Source organism: Streptomyces sp. MS191 (assembly GCF_008042125.1).
Classification (GTDB): domain Bacteria; phylum Actinomycetota; class Actinomycetes; order Streptomycetales; family Streptomycetaceae; genus Streptomyces.
Genome location: NZ_RDBI01000040.1, coordinates 1,914,674 through 1,932,806, shown reverse-complemented (window position 1 = coordinate 1,932,806; position 18,133 = coordinate 1,914,674). Strand labels below are relative to the sequence as shown.

The following is an 18,133-nucleotide window of genomic DNA, read 5'->3' as shown; positions in this document are numbered from 1 at the left end:
GCCCTGACCGGCCGCGCCGCGCCCTGACCGGCCGCGCCGCCGTCCGCCCGCCGGGGCGACCCGGCCCGGCGCCTCGCCCGAGCGGCGGGCGGYCGGGCGACCCGCGGGCGTAGGCTGGAATCTCCCCCCGGCCCGTGAGACGTGTCGGGCTGTTCGCGTTGCCCGTTCTGCCAGCCACCCCCGGGATGGAAGTCCATGAGCCTGCACGGTCTGCTCGACGTCGTCGTCAAGGACGCGGCCCTCACCGAAGCGGTGAAGGCCGCCACCGACGGCAACCGCACCCACGTGGACTTGGTCGGCCCGCCCGCCGCGCGCCCCTTCGCGATCGCCGCCCTCGCCCGCGAGGCGGGCCGGCCGGTACTCGCGGTCACCGCCACCGGCCGCGAGGCCGAGGACCTGGCCGCCGCCCTGCGCAGCCTCCTCGACCCGGACACCGTCGTCGACTACCCCTCCTGGGAGACGCTGCCGCACGAGCGGCTCTCGCCTCGCTCCGACACGGTCGGCCGCCGCCTCGCCGTCCTCCGCCGGCTGGCCCACCCCTCGCCCGACGACCCGGCCGCCGGCCCGGTGTCGGTCGTCGTCGCGCCCATCCGGTCGGTGCTCCAGCCCCAGGTCAAGGGGCTGGGGGACCTGGAGCCCGTGGCGCTGCGGACCGGGCGGCAGGCCGACCTGAACGAGATCGTCGAAGGTCTCGCGGCCGCCGCCTACTCGCGGGTGGAGCTCGTCGAGAAGCGCGGCGAGTTCGCCGTGCGCGGCGGCATCCTGGACGTCTTCCCGCCCACCGAGGAACACCCGCTCCGCATCGAGTTCTGGGGCGACGACGTCGAGGAGATCCGCTACTTCAAGGTCGCCGACCAGCGGTCCCTCGAAGTCGCCGAGCACGGGCTGTGGGCGCCGCCCTGCCGCGAGCTGCTGCTGACCGAGGACGTGCGGCGGCGGGCCGCGGAACTGGCCGAGCTCCACCCCGAGCTGGGCGAACTGCTCGGCAAGATCGCCGAGGGCATCGCGGTCGAGGGAATGGAGTCCCTGGCGCCGGTCCTGGTCGACGACATGGAGCTGCTGATCGACGTCCTGCCCAAGGGCTCGATGGCCGTGGTCTGCGACCCGGAGCGGGTCAGGACCCGGGCGGCGGACCTGGTGGCGACGTCCCAGGAGTTCCTGCAGGCGTCCTGGGCGGCCACCGCGGGCGGCGGCGAGGCCCCGATCGACGTCGACGCGGCCTCCCTGTGGGGGATCGCGGACGTCCGGGACCGGGCCCGCGAGATCGACATGATGTGGTGGTCGGTCTCCCCGTTCGCGGCGGACGCCACCGCCGACGAATCCGGCGCCGACACGCTCACGCTGGGCATGCGCGCCCCCGAGACGTACCGCGGCGACACCGCGCGGGCGCTCGCCGACACCAAGGGCTGGCTGGCCGACGGCTGGCGCACGGTGTACGTCACGGAGGCGCACGGCCCGGCCTCCCGCACCGTGGAGGTGCTCGGCGGCGAGGGCATCCCGGCCCGGCTGGCCGCCGACCTCACCGAGGTCACGCCGTCCGTGGTGCACGTCTCCTGCGGGTCCATCGACTACGGCTTCGTCGACCCGGCCCTGAAGCTCGCCGTGCTGACCGAGACCGACCTGTCCGGCCAGAAGGCGGCCGGCAAGGACGGCCAGCGGATGCCGGCCAAGCGCCGCAAGACCATCGACCCGCTGACCCTGGAGGTCGGCGACTACATCGTGCACGAGCAGCACGGCGTCGGCCGGTACATCGAGATGGTCCAGCGCACCGTCCAGGGCGCCACCCGCGAGTACCTCCTCGTCGAGTACGCCCCGGCCAAGCGGGGACAGCCCGGCGACCGGCTCTACATCCCCACCGACCAGCTGGAACAGGTCACCAAGTACGTGGGCGGCGAGGCGCCGACCCTGCACCGGCTCGGCGGCGCCGACTGGACGAAGACCAAGGCCCGGGCCAAGAAGGCGGTCAAGGAGATCGCCGCCGACCTGATCAAGCTGTACAGCGCCCGGATGGCGGCGCCCGGCCACGCCTTCGGCCCGGACACCCCCTGGCAGCGGGAGCTGGAGGACGCCTTCCCGTACGCCGAGACGCCCGACCAGCTGTCCACCATCGCCGAGGTCAAGGAGGACATGGAGAAGACGGTCCCCATGGACCGCCTGATCTGCGGAGACGTCGGCTACGGCAAGACCGAGATCGCGGTGCGCGCGGCGTTCAAGGCGGTGCAGGACGGCAAGCAGGTCGCGGTCCTCGTGCCCACGACGCTGCTCGTGCAGCAGCACTTCGGCACGTTCTCCGAGCGGTACTCGCAGTTCCCCGTCGTCACGCGGGCGCTCAGCCGCTTCCAGACGGACACCGAGTCGAAGGCGACGCTGGAGGGCCTCAAGGACGGCTCGGTCGACATCGTCATCGGCACGCACCGGCTGTTCTCGTCCGAGACCAAGTTCAAGGACCTCGGCCTGGTCATCGTCGACGAGGAGCAGCGCTTCGGCGTCGAGCACAAGGAGCAGCTGAAGAAGCTGCGGGCCAACGTCGACGTCCTGACCATGTCCGCCACCCCCATCCCGCGCACGCTGGAGATGGCGGTCACCGGCATCCGCGAGATGTCCACGATCACCACCCCGCCCGAGGAGCGGCACCCGGTGCTGACCTTCGTCGGTCCGTACGAGGAGAAGCAGATCGGCGCGGCCATCCGCCGCGAACTGCTGCGCGAGGGGCAGGTCTTCTACATCCACAACCGGGTCGAGTCGATCGACCGGGCGGCGGCGCGGCTGCGGGACATCGTCCCGGAGGCGCGGATCGCCACCGCCCACGGCCAGATGAGCGAGAGCGCGCTGGAGCAGGTCGTCGTCGACTTCTGGGAGAAGAAGTTCGACGTTCTGGTCTCCACGACGATCGTCGAGTCCGGCATCGACATCTCCAACGCCAACACCCTCGTCGTCGAGCGGGGCGACAACTTCGGCCTGTCGCAGCTGCACCAGCTGCGCGGCCGGGTCGGCCGCGGCCGCGAACGGGGATACGCCTACTTCCTCTACCCGCCGGAGAAGCCGCTGACCGAGACCGCGCACGAGCGGCTCGCGACGATCGCCCAGCACACCGAGATGGGCGCGGGCATGTACGTGGCCATGAAGGACCTGGAGATCCGCGGCGCGGGCAACCTGCTCGGCGGCGAGCAGTCCGGCCACATCGCGGGCGTCGGTTTCGACCTGTACGTGCGGATGGTCGGCGAGGCCGTCGCGGACTACCGGGCGCAGATGGAGGGCGGCGCCGAGGAGGAGCCGCCGCTCGAGGTCAAGATCGAGCTGCCGGTCGACGCGCACGTCCCGCACGACTACGCGCCCGGCGAGCGGCTGCGCCTCCAGGCGTACCGGGCGATCGCCTCCGCCAACTCGGAGGAGGACATCAAGGCGGTGCGGGAGGAGCTCACCGACCGCTACGGCAAGCTCCCGGAGCCGGTGGAGAACCTGCTCCTGGTCGCCGGGCTGCGGATGCTGGCGCGGGCCTGCGGGGTGGGCGAGATCGTGCTCCAGGGGCCGAACATCCGCTTCGCGCCGGTGGAGTTGCGCGAGTCGCAGGAGCTGAGGCTCAAGCGGCTGCACCCGCGCTCGGTCGTCAAGCCGGCGGTGCACCAGATCCTGGTGCCGCGTCCGACGTCCGGGAAGATCGGCGGCAAGCCGGTGGTCGGGCGCGAGCTGCTGGCGTGGACGGGGGAGTTCCTCACCACGATCCTGGGATAGCGGAGGCGGGCCGGTCCCGCGAGACGCGTACGGCCGAGGGCCGGCGGGGCCCGGGTGGGCTCCCGCCGGCCCTCGGGCCGCCTCCGGCCGTTCCGCCTCAGGCGGCGGTGCCCGGCTCCGCGGTCGCGGGCGCGGTCTGCTGGGCCGCGGCCGTACGGGCCCGGCTCCGGCGTCCGGTGCGGATCGTGAACGCCATGAGTCCGGCCAGCACCACGAACGGCAGGATGCCGGTGACGCCCACCATCGTGGCGGTGTCGAGGACGAAGGTCAGCGCGATCCGTACGGCCGCCTCGACCAGGAACGCGACGCCCCAGACCACGGTCAGCCGCCGCTGGGTCCTGCGGAAGCCGGGCAGGGTCTCGTAGAAGCCGTTCCAGCGGGCGATGCCCTCGGGCGTGCCGTCCGTGGCGAACTTCCGGCCGAAGTGGAACATCACCGGGCGCGCGGTGAACAGCGAGAGGAGGAAGGCGAGTCCGAGCAGGCCGGTCAGCGCGGAGTCCTTGACGAAGACCATCCGCTCGCTGTGGAAGACGAGCGCGCTGAGCGCGCCCAGCAGCAGGACGACGAGGATCATCACGCTGAACTCGTCCACCCGGCGGCGTATCGCGAAGTACAGCGCGACCTCGACCAGCGGCCAGAGGGCGATGAGGAAGAGCGCGGTCAGCGACTCGACGCCGTGGTCGGTCAGGACCCCGTACGTCACCCAGGGCAGGACGACGCTGAAGACGATGGTGGGACCCCAGTTGAGCAGGGTGGATCTGGACACGGCGAACTCCCCCGTTGATGCCTGTGTGGTGAAAGTGGTGCGGGTGGTGCGTGGTCGTCGGGGAGCCTAGGAGGGCGACGGGTCGTCAGGCGAGGGCTGGGCGACGGTTTTGCCCGGACTTGGCGAACTCCCCTGGAAGAGCAGGCGGGTGAGGTCGCGGAAGAGGTCCTCCGGAGCCCCCGTCCCGGCCGGGGCGCCGGAGGTGCCGACGGCTTCGGCGGCCTCCGTGAGGTTGCCGGTCAGGAAGAGCGTCGCGAAGCCGTGCGCCAGGGACCAGGCGGCGATGCCGGCCACCCGCGCGTCGCCCGCCGCGGTCAGGGTGGTGACGCCCGCGCGCAGTTCGGCGGAGGCGCGTTCCTTGGCCGCCAGGAGCGCCGGGTCGTCGCCCCGGTGCAGGTCGGGCCGGAACATCACCTGGAAGTGGGCCGGGTGGCCGAGGGCGAAGCGGACGTACGCGACGCCGCGTTCCCGCAGGCTCGGCGCGTCCGCCAGGGCCCGGGCGAGGAGGTCGTACCCCTCGGTCGCGATCGCGGTGAGCAGACCCGTCCGGTCCTTGAAGTGGTGGGCGGGGGCGGCGTGCGAGACGCCCGCGCGGCGGGCCAGGTCCCGCAGGCTCAGGGCCGCCGGGCCCTCGGCGGCGATGACGTCCAGGGCGGCGGTGAGGACCGCCTGCCGCAGGTCGCCGTGGTGATAGCTGCTGCTCCGGCTGGTCATGCCAGGCAGCGTACGCCAAATCTAGTCATTGACAAGTTCGGCACCGGGGAGCAATCTTGCCAGTGACAAGATGAAGCGAAGGAGAAGGTCATGACCGTCGACGCCCGACAGACCCCGGACTCCCGCGAACCCCGTGACCTGCCCGCCGGGCAGGCCGCCCCCGCCGTGCGGCAGGGCATGGACCCCGGGCGCGCACGACAGATGTGGCACCTGCTGGAGCCCCTGCACGCCCTCCTCTACTACGCGCCCGAGGCCTTCGAGGAGGCCGCCGCCCTCGGCCACGACGTGACGGAGCGCTGGCCGAGCTACTTCGCCTGGCGTGCGGCCCCGCTCGGTCCGGCCGGAGCGGAACGTGTCGCCTCCGCCTTCTACAGCTTCAGCCCGCGCATGGTCGCCCGGTTCGTACCGGCCGGCTGGGACACCGCCGCGCCGTCCGACGTGCTCGCGGCCCGGCTCCGGGCCGTCGACCGCACCTACCGCGCCGTCCTCGGGGACGACGTCGTGGACGGTCCGGAACTGGCCGAAGCGGCCGCCCTCGCCCGTCGCGCCGCCGGGTCCCTGTCGACCGCCGGCCGCCCGCTGGCCGCCGCCAACGCCGATCTGGCCTGGCCCGACGCCCCGCACCTGGTCCTGTGGCAGGCCGCGACACTGCTGCGCGAGCACCGCGGCGACGGACACCTGGCCGCACTGCTGACCGCCGGACTCGACCCCGTGGAGGCCCTGGTCTCCTTCGCCGCGGTCGGGGCGGCCTCGGACCAGACCTTCACCAGCCGTGGCTGGACCGAGGCCGAGTGGGCCGCCGCCCGGGCCCGGCTCACCGCCCGGGGCCTGCTCGCCGCGGACGGCACGGCCACCGACGCCGGGCGCGCGCTGCGCGCCGAGGTCGAACGGCGCACCGACGAACTGGCCGTCGCCCCCTGGGAGGCGCTCGGCGCCGAGGCCACCGACCGGCTCTCCGGACTGCTCGGCGGCCCGTGGCTGGCCGCCCTCGGCTCCGGCCTGCTGCCCGCCGAGAACACGCTCGGCATCGGGAAGATCTGACAGCCCGTGCGGGTGGGCCTGCCGAGGGGGCGGCGGTCCCGCCGCACGCACGGGGCGGGCACACGCACGCCGACCGCGGGGCAGCTCGGGGCGCTCCGCGGCCGGCGTGTGTCCAGGGGGATCAGTTCGGTGGCTGCTCCGGCCGGTCCGGCATCCCCATCGAGCCTTCGGCCTTCCGCTGGGCCTGGTCGACCTGACCGGTGTACTTGTCACCGGTCCTCTCGTTGATCTTCTTCTCCGCAGCATCCGAGGCCTGCTGAGCCTTGTCCGGATGCTGGCCCATCATGCCCTTGAGCTTGTCCATGAGCCCCATGGGTCGCCGCTCCTTCGGAAGGGGACATACAGCGCATTCGACGCTACGCGCCTGCGGTGGAATCCGCGCGTCGAGCCGCCCGCCGCGGCTGGGTAGGGTCCCGGGACGGGGGTACCCGAGAACGAGGTGCCGGGGACACGAAGGGGCGGGGACGCGATGGCCGGGGAGCGGACGGGTACGGACCGGACGGTCGGCGAGGGGGCGGACCCTGGTCCGCGCCGCGACACCGGCGCGTGGACACCTGGCCGGCGGGCGCGCGCCGGTGCCACGGCGGGGGCGGCGCTGCTGGCCGTCGTGCTGACGGGCTGTAAGGGAGACGGGCTGGGTCTCGACCCGAAGACCCCCGGCGCCGAGTCGGCGCCCGCGGCCGGTTCCGGGGCCAGCCCGCTGGACAACCCGGACGGTACGAAGCCGGGCCTCGCGGCACTCACCTCCGAGCCGGACCGGGCCGCCGCACGGCAGGTCATCTCGCGTGTCCGCACGGCGGGCCGCGGCCCCAGGACCGGCTACGACCGCGAGGCCTTCGGCCACGCCTGGACGGACGCGGTCGACGGCGTGCCGCTCGCGCGCAACGGCTGCGACACCCGGAACGACCTGCTGGCCCGCGACGGCCGCGACGTGCGCCACCGCTCCGGTTCGGACTGCGTCGTCATCTCCCTGACCCTCGACGACCCGTACACCGGCCGGACCCTCGACTGGCGCAAGCAGAAGGCGAGCGCGGTGCAGATCGACCACGTCATGCCACTGTCGTACGACTGGCAGATGGGCGCCGCGCGCTGGGACGCGGCGAAGCGGCGGCAGATCGCCAACGACCCGCTCAACCTGCTCCCGGTGGACGGCCCGACCAACGGGGCCAAGAGCGACTCCGGCCCGGCCTCCTGGCTGCCGCCGAACAAGCGGATCCGCTGCTCGTACGCCGTGCGGTTCGCCCAGGTCGCCCTGAAGTACGGGCTGCCGGTGACGAAGGCGGACAAGGAGACGATGCTGCGCCAGTGCGGCGGCTGACTGGCCGGACCGCCGGCACCCCGCGCGCGGCCGGGGTCCCGGGCGTGGTGGCGGGGTCCCCGGGAAATCCGGTGGGGGCGCCCGTCGAAGATCGTTTAGTCTGCGCGCATGGAGCTGACTGTCACCACCCTCGCCGAGCGTCCCGAACTCCAGGGCGCGCTGTGGGCGATCAAGGACCTGTGGCCCGAGTTCACCCTGCACGACCCGGTCGGCTGGGGATACATGGCGCGGATCGTCACCGAGCTGCCGGAGTACGTGCTCGTGGCGACCGACGCCGACGGTGAGGTCGTCGCCCGTGCCTTCAGCGTGCCCTTCCGCCTCGAGGGCGAGGACCGGGGCGAGCTGCCGGCCCGCGGCTGGGACGAGGTGATGCTCTGGGCCTTCTCCGACCTGCGGCACGGCCGCACGCCGGACACGGTCAGCGCGATCGAGGTGTGCGTGGCCACCAAGGCGCTCGGCCAGGGACTGTCGGGGCGGATGCTGGCCGAGATGCGGGACAACGCCCGCCGGCTCGGCTTCTCCGAGGTCGTCGCCCCGGTCCGGCCCAACGCCAAGCACCTGGAGGCCGGTTCGCCGATCCACGAGTACGCCTTCCGGACCCGGGAGGCGGACGGTCTGCCTCACGACCCGTGGCTGCGCGTCCACGTCCGGGCGGGCGGTGTGATCGAGGCGGTCGCACCGGCGTCGATGACGATATCCGGCTCCCTGGACCAGTGGCGCCGGTGGACCGGCCTGCCGTTCGACACGGACGGTCCGGTCGAGGTCCCGGGCGCGCTGGTGCCGGTGCACTGCGAGGCCGCCCGCGGTTACGCCGTCTACGTCGAGCCGAACGTCTGGGTCCGCCACCGGCTGTGACCCGCGGGATCCGGGCGTGACCCGCGCCGTCCGCCCCCGGAGGAGGCGACGGTGTGGGTCGGGAACGGCCTCCAGGTGCTTGGCYTTGGGCCGGACCGGGGCGACGACCTCGGAGAAGCCGAGCCGGCGGGCGTTGTCCCGCATCTCGGCCAGCATCCGCCCCGACAGTCCCTGGCCGAGCGCCTTGGTGGCCACGCACACCTCGATCGCGCTGACCGTGTCCGGCGTGCGGCCGTGCCGCAGGTCGGAGAAGGCCCAGAGCATCACCTCGGGAGGGGGTCCGGGGCCCTCTCGCCGGAGCGGGCGGTCCGGCGGTCAGCCGATCTTCAGGTCCCACTGGGAGGCGTTGTGCTCCAGGCCGGGGGACACCTCGACCGTGAGGTTCGCGGCCGCCGCCGGGGCGTCGAACGCGTAGGTGACGGTGGCCTTCCTGCCCGGCAGGATCGTGCCGCTGAAGCCACTGCCGGTCTTGTCGTCGAAGATCTGCTCGGCGGTGACGCCGTCCTTGCCGGCGCGGGCGTCCGCCGTCACGAGAGTGGCGTCGAACTTCGCCTTGCCGCCGTTCTCGATCACCACGGTGACCTGGTACGCCTTGTTGCCCTTGGTGTGGCCGACCGCGAACTCGCTCGGGGAGTAGGCCTTCGGAGCCGAGACGGTGACCTTCAGCTCGTCGTCGTAGACCGCGGTGTCACCGGCCGCGAGCGCCTTGCCCTTGGCGTCCTGGCCGGCCGACCCGCCGCCCGCGCCCGGCTTCTCGCCCGACGGGTTCTTGGGGGCGGATTCCTGGACTTCCTTCCTGGCTTCCTCGACCGCGTCGTTCAGCAGCGCGAACGTGAGCACGGTGCCGACGACGGAGAGGACCAGGGCGGCCAGACCGAGGACGGCGCCGGTCGTCGTCACGCCCTTGTTGTCCGCCTCGCCGCGCTTGACGCGCCCGCGGCCCACCAGGCCCAGGACCAGGGCGATCACACCGAGGATGCCCGCCAGCCAGAAGAGAAACGGTACGAGGCCGGAGACGGTGCCGATGATGCCGAGGGTCAGGGCGGCGGTGCCGAGCCCGTTGCGCAGGGCGGCCCGGGGCGGCTGCGGGGCGTGGGGGATCTGGGTGTCGTACGACATGGCGTGCCCTCCCGGACATGGGGACGTGCGGAATCTGTGTCCAAGGCCCTTCCGGGGCCCCGTGGAGCGATGAATCAATAACAGCAGAGCCTGTGAACCGAGTCAACACGGTTCACGAGACTTGATTCGGATCACGCTGTGAAGTGGTGCGTCTCGTGTTCATCGGTAAGATCGGGCCACAGCAGCGGGCGAGCGGGTGGGTGAAAGGGGTCGGTCAGTGCCGGAGAGCGCAGCAGAGGTGACCGCCGCCGGGATCGCACGGCTCGCCGGGGTGGGGCGTGCCGCCGTGAGCAACTGGCGTCGCAGGCACGCCGACTTCCCCCGCCCCGTGGGAGGCACCGAGACCAGCCCCTCCTTCGCGCTCGCCGACGTCGAGGGGTGGCTCCGGGCCCAGGGGAAGCTCGCCGAGGTCCCGCTGCGCGAACGCGTCTGGCAGCAGATCGCCGGCCACCCGGGCGGGGCCGTCACCGCCCTCGTCCACGCCGGGGCCGTACTGCTGCTCGTGCGCGACCGGTCCGCGGCCTGGCTGAAGCTGGCCGCGCTCTCGGACGAACGGCTCGCCGAGACCCTGCCGGTCGCCCTGGACGAGACCCTCACCCGGCGGTTCGGTGCCGAACGGGCCGTCCGCACCCCCGCCGCCGCCGAACTCGCCGTCTCCGTCCCGCTGATGCGCGGGGCCGCCGAACTCGCCGCCGAGAGCGGCGCCCGTCAGGCCTTCGAGTTCCTGCTCGGCCGGCACCTCGACGCCAACCCGCGCCAGTACACGCTCACCCCGCCGGGCCCCGCCGCCCTGATGGCGGCCCTCGCCGCCGGCCCGGGCGACTCCCGCCCCACCGTCCTCGACCCGGCCTCGGGGACCGGCACGCTGCTGCGCGCCGTACGGAACCCGGCCGCCGTCCACGGCCAGGACACCGACCCCGACCTGGCCGCCCTCACCGCCCTGCGCCTGGCCCTGGCCTCCGACGCCGAGGTCCGCGTGCGCACCGGCGACAGCCTGCGCGCCGACGCCTTCCCCGGGCTCGCGGCGGACATGGTCCTCTGCCACCCCCCGTTCAACGAGCGCAACTGGGGCCACGAGGAACTGGCCTACGACCCGCGCTGGGAGTACGGCTTCCCGGCCCGCACGGAGTCCGAACTCGCCTGGGTCCAGCACTCCCTGGCCCGGCTCCGCCCCGGCGGGACCGCCGTCCTGCTCATGCCGCCCGCCGCCGCCTCGCGCCGCTCCGGCCGCCGCATCCGCGCCGACCTGCTCCGCCGGGGAGCCCTGCGGGCCGTCGTCGCCCTGCCCGCGGGCGCCGCGCCCCCGTACGGCATCCCGCTCCACCTCTGGGTGCTGCGCAGGCCCGCGGCGGGGGTCGCCGTCCCGCCGGGGCTGCTGCTCGTCGACACCACCGGCGCCGAGCACACCGGCGGCGCGGGGCGGGACCGGCTGGACTGGCCCGCCGTGCACAGCGCCGTACTCGACGCCTGGCTGCCCTTCGACAAGCACGGCACCGTCGCCGAGGTGCCGGGCGCCAGCAGGGCGGTGCCCGTCATCGAACTCCTCGACGACGACGTCGACCTGGCCCCCGCGCGCCACCTGCCGCCCCCGGCCGCGGGAGGCGGCGCGGCCGAACTGGCCGAGGTCCGCGAGCGGCTCACCGCGACCCTCGGCCGGACCGTCGCCCTGACCCCGCCGGCCGCCGAGCCCGGCGCCGCCGACCCGGCCGCCGCCGTCCGGCTCACCGGGGTCACCGTCGGCGAACTCGCCCGCGCCGGCGCGCTCGAACTGCGCGCCGGCGGCGCCGGTGGGCCCGGCGGCCCGGGCGGCCCGGTCCGCGTGCTCACCGAGCACGACGTCCTCGCCGCCCAGCCGCCGTCCGGCACCCTCCCCGAAGGGCCGGGCGAGGACGCCGTCCTGCTCCTCGCCGGCGACGTCGTCGTGCCGGTCCTGGGCGGCGGCTCGGTCGCCCGCGTCGTCGACGAGGCCACCGCCGGCGCCGTACTCGGCCGCAACCTCCAGCTGCTGCGCCCCGACCCGGCGGCTCTCGACCCGTGGTTCCTCGCCGGGTTCCTGCGCGGCACCGCCAACAACCGCCAGGCCAGCAGCTACGCCTCGACCGCCACCCGGCTCGACGTCCGGCGGCTCCAGCTGCCGCGCCTGCCGCTGGCCGAACAGCAGCGCCACGGTGAGCGGTTCCGGGCGCTGGCCGCCTTCGAGGAGGCGCTGCGGCTCGCGGGCCGGCTCGGCGAGCAGCTGGTCCAGGGGATGTACGACGGGCTCACGGACGGCACGGTCGCGCCCTGAGAGGCCACCCGTACCGGCCTGCCGCGGCCCGCGGCCGCCCGGCCGTCGTCGACGGGCCGTGATCGGTTCGGCAACGGTTCCGTACAACCCTGGGGACGCCGTCGGTGTCGCTGTATACGCTCGACTCCCCAGCGACCTTTTTGAGCAGGAGCAGGAATGTACGGCCCCGGCTACGTGCCCCCGCCACCCTCGCGCACCGTTCCGACGTCCGTGATCGTGCTCCGGGTGGTCTTCGCGCTGCTTCCGCTCTTCAGCATCGGCTTCCTGACGTGGGCCACGATGCTGCGGCTCGCGGTGGTGACCCGTCGCGCGCTCGACTGGGTCCTCTGCGGGTTCTCGGGGGCCGTCATGGTCACCGGGCTGCTGCTGATGCCCGACGACATCGAGACGACCCAGGCCGACGTGGCCATGAGCCTGATCCTGATCAACGCCGCCGCGTTCACCGCCTACTTCCTGGTGGTCGACATCCGGCACGACCGGCTCCGCGTGCGCGCCGGGGCCCCGCCCTACCCGCCGTACGCGACGACGGTGCCCCAGCACCAGGCCGGGTACGCCCCCCCGGCGGCCACGCCCGCCCCGACGTCGTACCAGCCGCCCCGGAGCACGCCGCAGACCCCGGCGCGGCCCACCCTGCCGCCCCAGCCGCAGGACCGGCCCCAGCAGCAGCCGAACCCCCAGGGCAACCACCGGATCGACCAGGTCCGCGCGGAGCTGGACGAGCTCAGCCATCTGCTGCGTAAGGACGAGGAGAAGTGAACGGACGCGTCATCGGCGGCCGTTACGAACTGTCCACGATCATCGGGCAGGGCGGCATGGGCCAGGTCTGGACGGCGTACGACGGACGGCTCGACCGCCGGGTCGCCGTCAAGCTCCTGCGGCCCGACCACATGGCCGCCGCGACCGCCGCGGGCGAGATGAGGCGCCGCTTCGTGCGCGAGTGCCGGGTCACCGCCCAGGTCGACCACCCCGGCCTCGTCACCGTCCACGACGCCGGCAGCGACGGCGACGAGCTGTACCTGGTGATGCAGTACGTCGAGGGCGCGGACCTCGCCGACCACCTGGCCGAGCACGACCCGTACCCCTGGGAGTGGGCCGTGTCCGTGGCCGCGCAGCTGTGCGCGGTGCTCGCCGCCGTGCACGCGGTGCCGATCGTCCACCGCGACCTCAAGCCCCGCAACGTGATGGTGCGTCCGGACGGCACCGTGACCGTCCTCGACCTCGGTGTCGCCTCCGTCCTGGACACCGACACCACCCGCCTGACCCACACCGGCTCGCCCATCGGCAGCCCCGCCTACATGGCGCCCGAGCAGGCCATGGGCGGCGCCGTCGGCCCGTACACCGACCTGTACGCGCTCGGTGTCCTGCTCCACGAACTCCTCAGCGGGAACGTGCCGTTCGCGGGTTCCACGGCGCTCGGCGTGCTGCACCGCCACCTCTACGAGCCCCCGCTCCCGGTGCGCCGGTCCAGGCCCGAGGTGCCCGAGGCGCTGGAGGCGCTCGTCCTGCGCCTGCTCGCCAAGGACCCGCAGCACCGCCCGTCCGACGCGCACCAGGTGTACGAGCAGCTGCTGCCGATGCTGCCGGCCCGCGGGATGCCGTCCGGGCCGCTCGACCCGACCCGCCCCTTCCTGCGCCCGCACGCGCCCTGGCCCGACCGGGCCGCGACGCCCCCGCCGCCGATGACGCCGCCCGTCGTCCCGTCGGCCGCCCGGCCGGACGTGGCGGCCGCCGTCGACGAGGTCAAGCGGCTGCTCGGCGAGGGCTCCATCACCCAGGCCGTCGACATCCTCGGCGGGATCCTGCCGGTCGCCGCGGCCCAGCACGGCGAGCACTCGCCCGTCGTCCGCATCCTGCGCAAGCAGTACGCGGCCACGCTGCTGGACGACGGCCAGTACCGCCGGGCGCTGCCGGAGCTGCGCCGGCTCGCCGACGACCGTGCGGCGGAGGCGGGTCCGGCCGACTCGCAGGCCCTGCAGTTCCGCCAGGACGCGGCGCAGTGCCTGGAGCAGCTCGGCGAGACCGCCGCGGCCCTGGCGGCGTACCGGGAGGTCCTGCCGTACCACGAGAACGGGGCCCCCGGCGCGGACCAGGGCAAGGCCTTCGACATCCGCCGCCGGATCGGGAACCTGCTGCTCGCGATGGGCGACCACACGGCGGCGGGCCACCAGTTGCAGTCGCTGCTCTACGACACGGAGCGGGTGTACGGCCCCTATCACCCGGTGCCCTCGGACCTGCGGCGTGCGCTGGACCGTCAGCGGAAGATGGGGCTTCTCGGGTGACAATGCGCGGGTGATCATCACCAAGCGCAGTTTCAGAACGGTCGTCACCTCGCTCGCCGCGGGTGCCCTCCTCATGACCTCACCGGCGGCGGGCGCCGAGCCGCTCCCGACGGTGACCACCGGCCCGGTGTTCAACGACCCGTCGGGCGACACGACCGCCGAGGGCCGGATCCTGTCGCACCTGGGTGGCCTCGTCGACGGAGCCGAACCGGGCTCGTCCATCCGGATATCCATGTTCGCGTACGGATCGCAGTGGCTGTCCGGCAGGCTGCTCGCGGCCCACGCGCGCGGAGTCACCGTCCAGGTGGTCCTGGACCAGGAGAGCGAGCGGTACGCGACGGCGGTCGACAGCCTGAAGAGCGGTCTGGGCGGGGACTCCTGGGTGCGCGTCTGCAAGGCGCAGGAGGCGTGCCTCGCCAAGGACCCCGGCACGACGGCCGCGGACCCGGACGGCTGGTACGACAACGTCAACCACAACAAGTTCTTCCTGTTCTCCCGCACCAAGGGCAAGGGCACCGTCCCCGTGGACGACGTGGTGGTGCAGTCCTCCGGCAACCTCGTCGAGTGGGACCGCACGCTGGCGTGGAACGACGCGATGACGGTGGCCGGCAACAAGGAGTTCTTCGACGCGTACGGGGCGTACTTCGGCGACCTGGCCGGGGCCGCCGCCGGCCAGGTGCCGCAGGTCGCCGACTACCCGCACGACACGCAGGCGGGTGCGGCCAAGGTCTACTTCTTCCCGCGGTCGGGCACCGACGTGGTCGTCAACATCCTCAAGACGGTGGCCCAGCCGGTCGGCACCGCGGCGCCCTGCTTCGGCAACGACCCGGGCGTCGGCACGTCGGACGGCCGGACGCGCCTCCGGATCGCCCAGCACCACATCACCCGGCCCGAGGTGGCCCAGCAGCTCTGGGCCCTGGCCGACGCCGGCTGCTACGTCGACATCGTCTACCGCAAGCTCGACAATCCGCCGAACACGGAGGTGGCCGGCTGGCTGACCAAGCCGACCGCCAAGGGCCGCATCGCGCTGCACCAGCTCGACAACGACCAGCGCGGGGGCACCGCGACCCACACCAAGTACCTCCTGGTCGAGGGCACGTACCTCGGGGGCGCCAACAAGAGGATCGTCTTCACCGGCAGCCACACGTACACGGTGACCGCGCTCAAGTACAACGACGAGGCGCTGCTCAAGTACGAGGACCCGGCGGTCTTCGACGCGTACGTGAGGAACTTCGACGCCCAGCGGGCGGCGGCGGAGGCGGAGGGGCTGTAGGCGGGGCCGGTCCTGACGAGTCGGCAGAATCACGACTCCGTATCCGATTGGGAAACGGAAGGGAAGAGTCCCATTTGTGCGTCCAGGGGCCGGTAACGTACGCGCGTTCGATCATGCACACGTCCCCGAGGAACTCTCCATGGCCACGCCTCCCGCGCCGCAGACCCCCGAGCAGCCCGCCGCCCCCGGCCCGTTCGACGCCCCCGTCGCGCCGTCCGAGCCCGTGAAGAAGAAGGGCGGCCTGGGCAAGAAGATCCTCGGCATCGTCGTGGCGATCGCGGTCGTCCTGTTCTGGCGCCTGGGCCTTCCCCACCTGACGGGCGAGGCTCCGGTGCACGCCGAGGCCGGCGACTGCGTCGTCGTGACCGGCCCGGAGAACAAGCCCGAGGTCGAGAGCAAGGGCTGCACCGAGAAGGCGGCCGACCTCTACAAGGTCGTCAAGGTCGTCGACAACACCTTCGACCTCGACAAGTGCGAGGGCGTCGCCGAGGTCGCGCTCGCGCAGCAGCTCGACGCGGACAAGTTCGTGCTCTGCCTGGAGCCCGTCAAGAACTGACGCCCCGCACACGCCCGCAGGGGCCGGACCCGCCCGGGTCCGGCCCCTGCGTCGTCCCCGCGTGCCGTCAGGCGGCGCGTCCGTGCAGGGAGTCCAGCAGCGCGAGGTCCTCCCCGGTCAGCCGCAGCGCCCCCGCCGCCACGTTCGCCGTCAGGTGGTCCGGGTCGCCCGTGCCCGGGATCGCCAGGACGTGCGGACCCTGGTGCAGCGTCCAGGCCAGGCGCACCTGCGTCGGGCTCACCCCGTGCGCGCGGGCGACGGTCAGGATCTCCTCGCTCCCGGCGTCCGCGTCCTGCCGCGCGCCGCCCTCACGGCCGGTGCCGGCGATGGAGTAGAACGGCACGAACGCGATCCCCAGCTCGCCGCACTCGCGCACGAACGCGTCCTGGTCGGGCCGCACGCCGATCCCGTACATGTTCTGGACGCACACCACCGGTGCGATCGCCCGCGCCTCCGCCAGGTGCTCCGGGGTGATGTTGGACAGGCCCAGGTGCCGGATGAGGCCCGCCTCGCGCAGGTCGGCCAGCGCGCCGAAGCGCTCGGCCACCGAATCGGTGCCGACGACCCGCAGGTTCACCACGTCGAGGTGGTCGCGGCCCAGTTGCCGCAGGTTCTCCTCCACCTGGCCCCGCAGCTGCCCGGGCGTCGCGTGGGGCAGCCAGTCACCGGACGGGCCGCGGCCCGGGCCGACCTTGGTGGTGATCACCAGGTCGTCGGCGTAGGGGGCCAGCGCCCGGTTGATGAGCTCGTTGGCCGAGCGCAGCGGGGAGAAGTAGAACGCGGCGGTGTCGATGTGGTTGACGCCGAGCTCGACCGCGCGGCGCAGCACCCCGACCGCCCGGCCGCGGTCGCTCGACACGGCCTCCCGCCCGAGGGCCGCACCGGTCTGCGGCAGCCGCATCGCGCCGAAGCCGAGCCGGTTGATCTCCAGGTCGCCGAGCTTCCAGGTGCCCGACGCCGAGGCGTGGATCGTCTGTGAGGTCATGCCGCGAATGATCCACGACGGCTAGGATGCCGCACCAAAGGTGAGGGCATGTGTGAATCCTCGGGGGAGCCGTGGCGGTGGAACTGGCTTTCTCGGTACGCGATCTGGCCCAGACACGGTTCGCCGTGTCGCCCATGTGGGAGGTCGGCCCCAGCTGCCGGCTGCTGTTCTCCGGGGCGGCCGGGACCCACCCGGTGCACCGCGTCTGGGCCGCACAGGTGCGGCCGCGGCTGACCGCCGCCGGCCTTGACCGGGGCTGGCTCGCCGAACTGGTCCCGCCCTCGGGATACGTCCCCGACTTCCTCAACCCGGCACCCCCGGGACCCGGCGCCACGCTGGGCGAGGAACTGGAACGGATCCGGACCGCGCCCGCCGGCCGGATCCGCGAGGACCTCGACCGGCTGCGGGACGAGCAGGGGCGCCTCGGCCCCCGCGCCCGCGGTCTCCACGCGGCCCCGCGGGAACGGCTGCCCCGGCTGGTGGCGGAGATCGAGACCTACTGGGAGCTGGCGATCGCCCCCTACTGGGCGCGGATCCGGGCGGTGCTCGACGCCGACGTCTTCCACCGGATCCGGCAGATCACCGAACACGGCGCCGCCCACCTCTTCCACGACCTCCACCCCTCGGTGAGCTGGCACGACGACAGCCTGCGGCTCACCCGCCGCAGGCGGCCGCTGCCCCGCTCCTCGGCGGGTGACGGCCTGCTGCTGATCCCCTCGGTCTTCATCGGGCCGATCCCCTTCACCCGGGTGACGCCGCCCGATCCGCCGCAGCTCGCCTATCCGGCGCGCGGCACGGGCGCCCTGTGGGAACGCCGCCCCGCCGCCTGCACCGGCGCCCTCGCGCCCGTGCTCGGCCGCTCCCGCGCCCTGCTGCTGGCCGAACTGGAGACGCCCGCCACGACGACCGGACTCGCCCGCCGCACGGGCCTCTCGACGGCCGGGGTGTCCCAGTACCTCGCGGCCCTGCGCGCCGCGGGACTGGTGAGCGCCCATCGGGCCGGCCGCAGCGTGCTCTACGCCCGCACCTCCGCCGCCGACGTCCTCCTGACGGCCGCCGCGGGCGGACCGCCGGCACGGCGAAGGAGCCCGGCCGAGCCCGGCACGGAGCCCTAGGAGCCGTGACCCGCGCGGACGCCGGCCCCCGCCCGCGCGCGTTCCTCCCGGGGACCGGCCGGCGCCCCACCTCGTCCGTCCCGGCCGTCCACT

General features: G+C 73.7%; 15 protein-coding genes and 1 pseudogene. 10 read left to right on the top strand and 6 right to left on the bottom strand.

The genetic code is table 11. From position 1 onward, the window contains the following. The first annotated feature begins 195 nt into the window (after positions 1-195). Positions 196-3,732, top strand: a complete 3,537-nt coding sequence (gene mfd / locus EAO71_RS15825; protein WP_147978311.1) for a transcription-repair coupling factor — start codon at positions 196-198, stop codon at positions 3,730-3,732. A gap of 97 nt (positions 3,733-3,829) precedes the next feature. Here the strand turns inward: mfd and EAO71_RS15820 are convergent, their stop codons facing one another. After that, positions 3,830-4,498 carry a VC0807 family protein gene (locus EAO71_RS15820; RefSeq protein ID WP_147978310.1) on the bottom strand — a complete coding sequence of 223 codons (669 nt, stop codon included), beginning with the start codon at positions 4,496-4,498 and terminating at the stop codon, positions 3,830-3,832. Positions 4,499-4,564: 66 nt separating this feature from the next. Next, complete coding sequence (locus tag EAO71_RS15815; protein ID WP_147978309.1) at positions 4,565-5,212, bottom strand: TetR/AcrR family transcriptional regulator; 648 nt, start codon at positions 5,210-5,212, stop codon at positions 4,565-4,567. A 177-nt stretch (positions 5,213-5,389) separates the two neighbouring features. Here EAO71_RS15815 and EAO71_RS15810 point away from each other — a divergent pair, with 177 nt between their 5' ends. Then, positions 5,390-6,253: an SCO6745 family protein gene (locus EAO71_RS15810; RefSeq protein WP_187282745.1), complete on the top strand. Its 864-nt coding sequence runs from the start codon at positions 5,390-5,392 to the stop codon at positions 6,251-6,253. A gap of 121 nt (positions 6,254-6,374) precedes the next feature. On the opposite strand, the gene EAO71_RS15805 is transcribed toward EAO71_RS15810, so the two are convergent. Next, the gene (locus EAO71_RS15805) at positions 6,375-6,566 is read right to left on the bottom strand and encodes an antitoxin (RefSeq protein ID WP_147979327.1); all 192 of its coding nucleotides are present in this window, start codon (positions 6,564-6,566) and stop codon (positions 6,375-6,377) included. A gap of 156 nt (positions 6,567-6,722) precedes the next feature. Here EAO71_RS15805 and EAO71_RS15800 point away from each other — a divergent pair, with 156 nt between their 5' ends. Continuing rightward, complete coding sequence (locus EAO71_RS15800) at positions 6,723-7,571, top strand: HNH endonuclease family protein (RefSeq protein WP_147978308.1); 849 nt, start codon at positions 6,723-6,725, stop codon at positions 7,569-7,571. Positions 7,572-7,679: 108 nt separating this feature from the next. Then, positions 7,680-8,426 (top strand): N-acetyltransferase, encoded by a 747-nt coding sequence (locus tag EAO71_RS15795; RefSeq protein ID WP_147978307.1) that lies wholly within the window; start codon positions 7,680-7,682, stop codon positions 8,424-8,426. Positions 8,427-8,492: 66 nt separating this feature from the next. On the opposite strand, the pseudogene EAO71_RS38825 reads toward EAO71_RS15795, so the two are convergent. Together EAO71_RS38825 and EAO71_RS15785 are read right to left on the bottom strand one after the other, a co-directional pair. After that, positions 8,493-8,735 (bottom strand): annotated as a pseudogene (locus EAO71_RS38825) (N-acetyltransferase); the annotation flags it as partial. A 6-nt stretch (positions 8,736-8,741) separates the two neighbouring features. Beyond that, the gene (locus tag EAO71_RS15785) at positions 8,742-9,545 is read right to left on the bottom strand and encodes a DUF4190 domain-containing protein (RefSeq protein ID WP_147978306.1); all 804 of its coding nucleotides are present in this window, start codon (positions 9,543-9,545) and stop codon (positions 8,742-8,744) included. Positions 9,546-9,762: 217 nt separating this feature from the next. Here EAO71_RS15785 and EAO71_RS15780 point away from each other — a divergent pair, with 217 nt between their 5' ends. The 5 genes from EAO71_RS15780 to EAO71_RS15760 all read left to right on the top strand — a co-directional run bounded on the left by EAO71_RS15780 (position 9,763) and on the right by EAO71_RS15760 (position 15,940). Beyond that, positions 9,763-11,832: an N-6 DNA methylase gene (locus EAO71_RS15780; protein ID WP_187282681.1), complete on the top strand. Its 2,070-nt coding sequence runs from the start codon at positions 9,763-9,765 to the stop codon at positions 11,830-11,832. A 156-nt stretch (positions 11,833-11,988) separates the two neighbouring features. Beyond that, positions 11,989-12,588 carry a hypothetical protein gene (locus tag EAO71_RS15775; protein WP_147978305.1) on the top strand — a complete coding sequence of 200 codons (600 nt, stop codon included), beginning with the start codon at positions 11,989-11,991 and terminating at the stop codon, positions 12,586-12,588. Continuing rightward, entirely contained in the window at positions 12,585-14,111 is a 1,527-nt protein-coding gene (locus tag EAO71_RS15770; protein ID WP_147978304.1) for a serine/threonine-protein kinase, read from the top strand. The genes EAO71_RS15775 and EAO71_RS15770 overlap by 4 nt, the downstream gene beginning before the upstream one ends. A gap of 10 nt (positions 14,112-14,121) precedes the next feature. After that, positions 14,122-15,384, top strand: coding sequence for a phospholipase D-like domain-containing protein (locus tag EAO71_RS15765; RefSeq protein WP_261992153.1), 1,263 nt, complete (start codon positions 14,122-14,124; stop codon positions 15,382-15,384). Positions 15,385-15,523: 139 nt separating this feature from the next. After that, the gene (locus EAO71_RS15760) at positions 15,524-15,940 is read left to right on the top strand and encodes an LppU/SCO3897 family protein (protein WP_147978303.1); all 417 of its coding nucleotides are present in this window, start codon (positions 15,524-15,526) and stop codon (positions 15,938-15,940) included. A gap of 67 nt (positions 15,941-16,007) precedes the next feature. Here the strand turns inward: EAO71_RS15760 and EAO71_RS15755 are convergent, their stop codons facing one another. Beyond that, positions 16,008-16,925 carry an aldo/keto reductase gene (locus EAO71_RS15755; protein WP_147978302.1) on the bottom strand — a complete coding sequence of 306 codons (918 nt, stop codon included), beginning with the start codon at positions 16,923-16,925 and terminating at the stop codon, positions 16,008-16,010. A gap of 71 nt (positions 16,926-16,996) precedes the next feature. Between EAO71_RS15755 and EAO71_RS15750 the strand changes: the two genes are divergently transcribed. Next, positions 16,997-18,040: an ArsR/SmtB family transcription factor gene (locus EAO71_RS15750; RefSeq protein ID WP_261992152.1), complete on the top strand. Its 1,044-nt coding sequence runs from the start codon at positions 16,997-16,999 to the stop codon at positions 18,038-18,040. The last annotated feature ends 93 nt before the right edge of the window (positions 18,041-18,133 follow it).

Bases quoted from the DNA above. Each gene is read 5' to 3' on its own strand.
- mfd (WP_147978311.1), top strand. From the start codon at position 196: ATGAGCCTGCACGGTCTGCTCGACGTCGTCGTCAAGGACGCGGCCCTC.
- EAO71_RS15805 (WP_147979327.1), bottom strand. From the start codon at position 6,566: ATGGGGCTCATGGACAAGCTCAAGGGCATGATGGGCCAGCATCCGGAC.
- EAO71_RS15800 (WP_147978308.1), top strand. From the start codon at position 6,723: ATGGCCGGGGAGCGGACGGGTACGGACCGGACGGTCGGCGAGGGGGCG.
- EAO71_RS15755 (WP_147978302.1), bottom strand. From the start codon at position 16,925: ATGACCTCACAGACGATCCACGCCTCGGCGTCGGGCACCTGGAAGCTC.
- EAO71_RS15775 (WP_147978305.1), top strand. From the start codon at position 11,989: ATGTACGGCCCCGGCTACGTGCCCCCGCCACCCTCGCGCACCGTTCCG.
- EAO71_RS15785 (WP_147978306.1), bottom strand. From the start codon at position 9,545: ATGTCGTACGACACCCAGATCCCCCACGCCCCGCAGCCGCCCCGGGCC.
- EAO71_RS15815 (WP_147978309.1), bottom strand. From the start codon at position 5,212: ATGACCAGCCGGAGCAGCAGCTATCACCACGGCGACCTGCGGCAGGCG.
- EAO71_RS15795 (WP_147978307.1), top strand. From the start codon at position 7,680: ATGGAGCTGACTGTCACCACCCTCGCCGAGCGTCCCGAACTCCAGGGC.
- EAO71_RS15810 (WP_187282745.1), top strand. From the start codon at position 5,390: ATGGACCCCGGGCGCGCACGACAGATGTGGCACCTGCTGGAGCCCCTG.
- EAO71_RS15760 (WP_147978303.1), top strand. From the start codon at position 15,524: ATGGCCACGCCTCCCGCGCCGCAGACCCCCGAGCAGCCCGCCGCCCCC.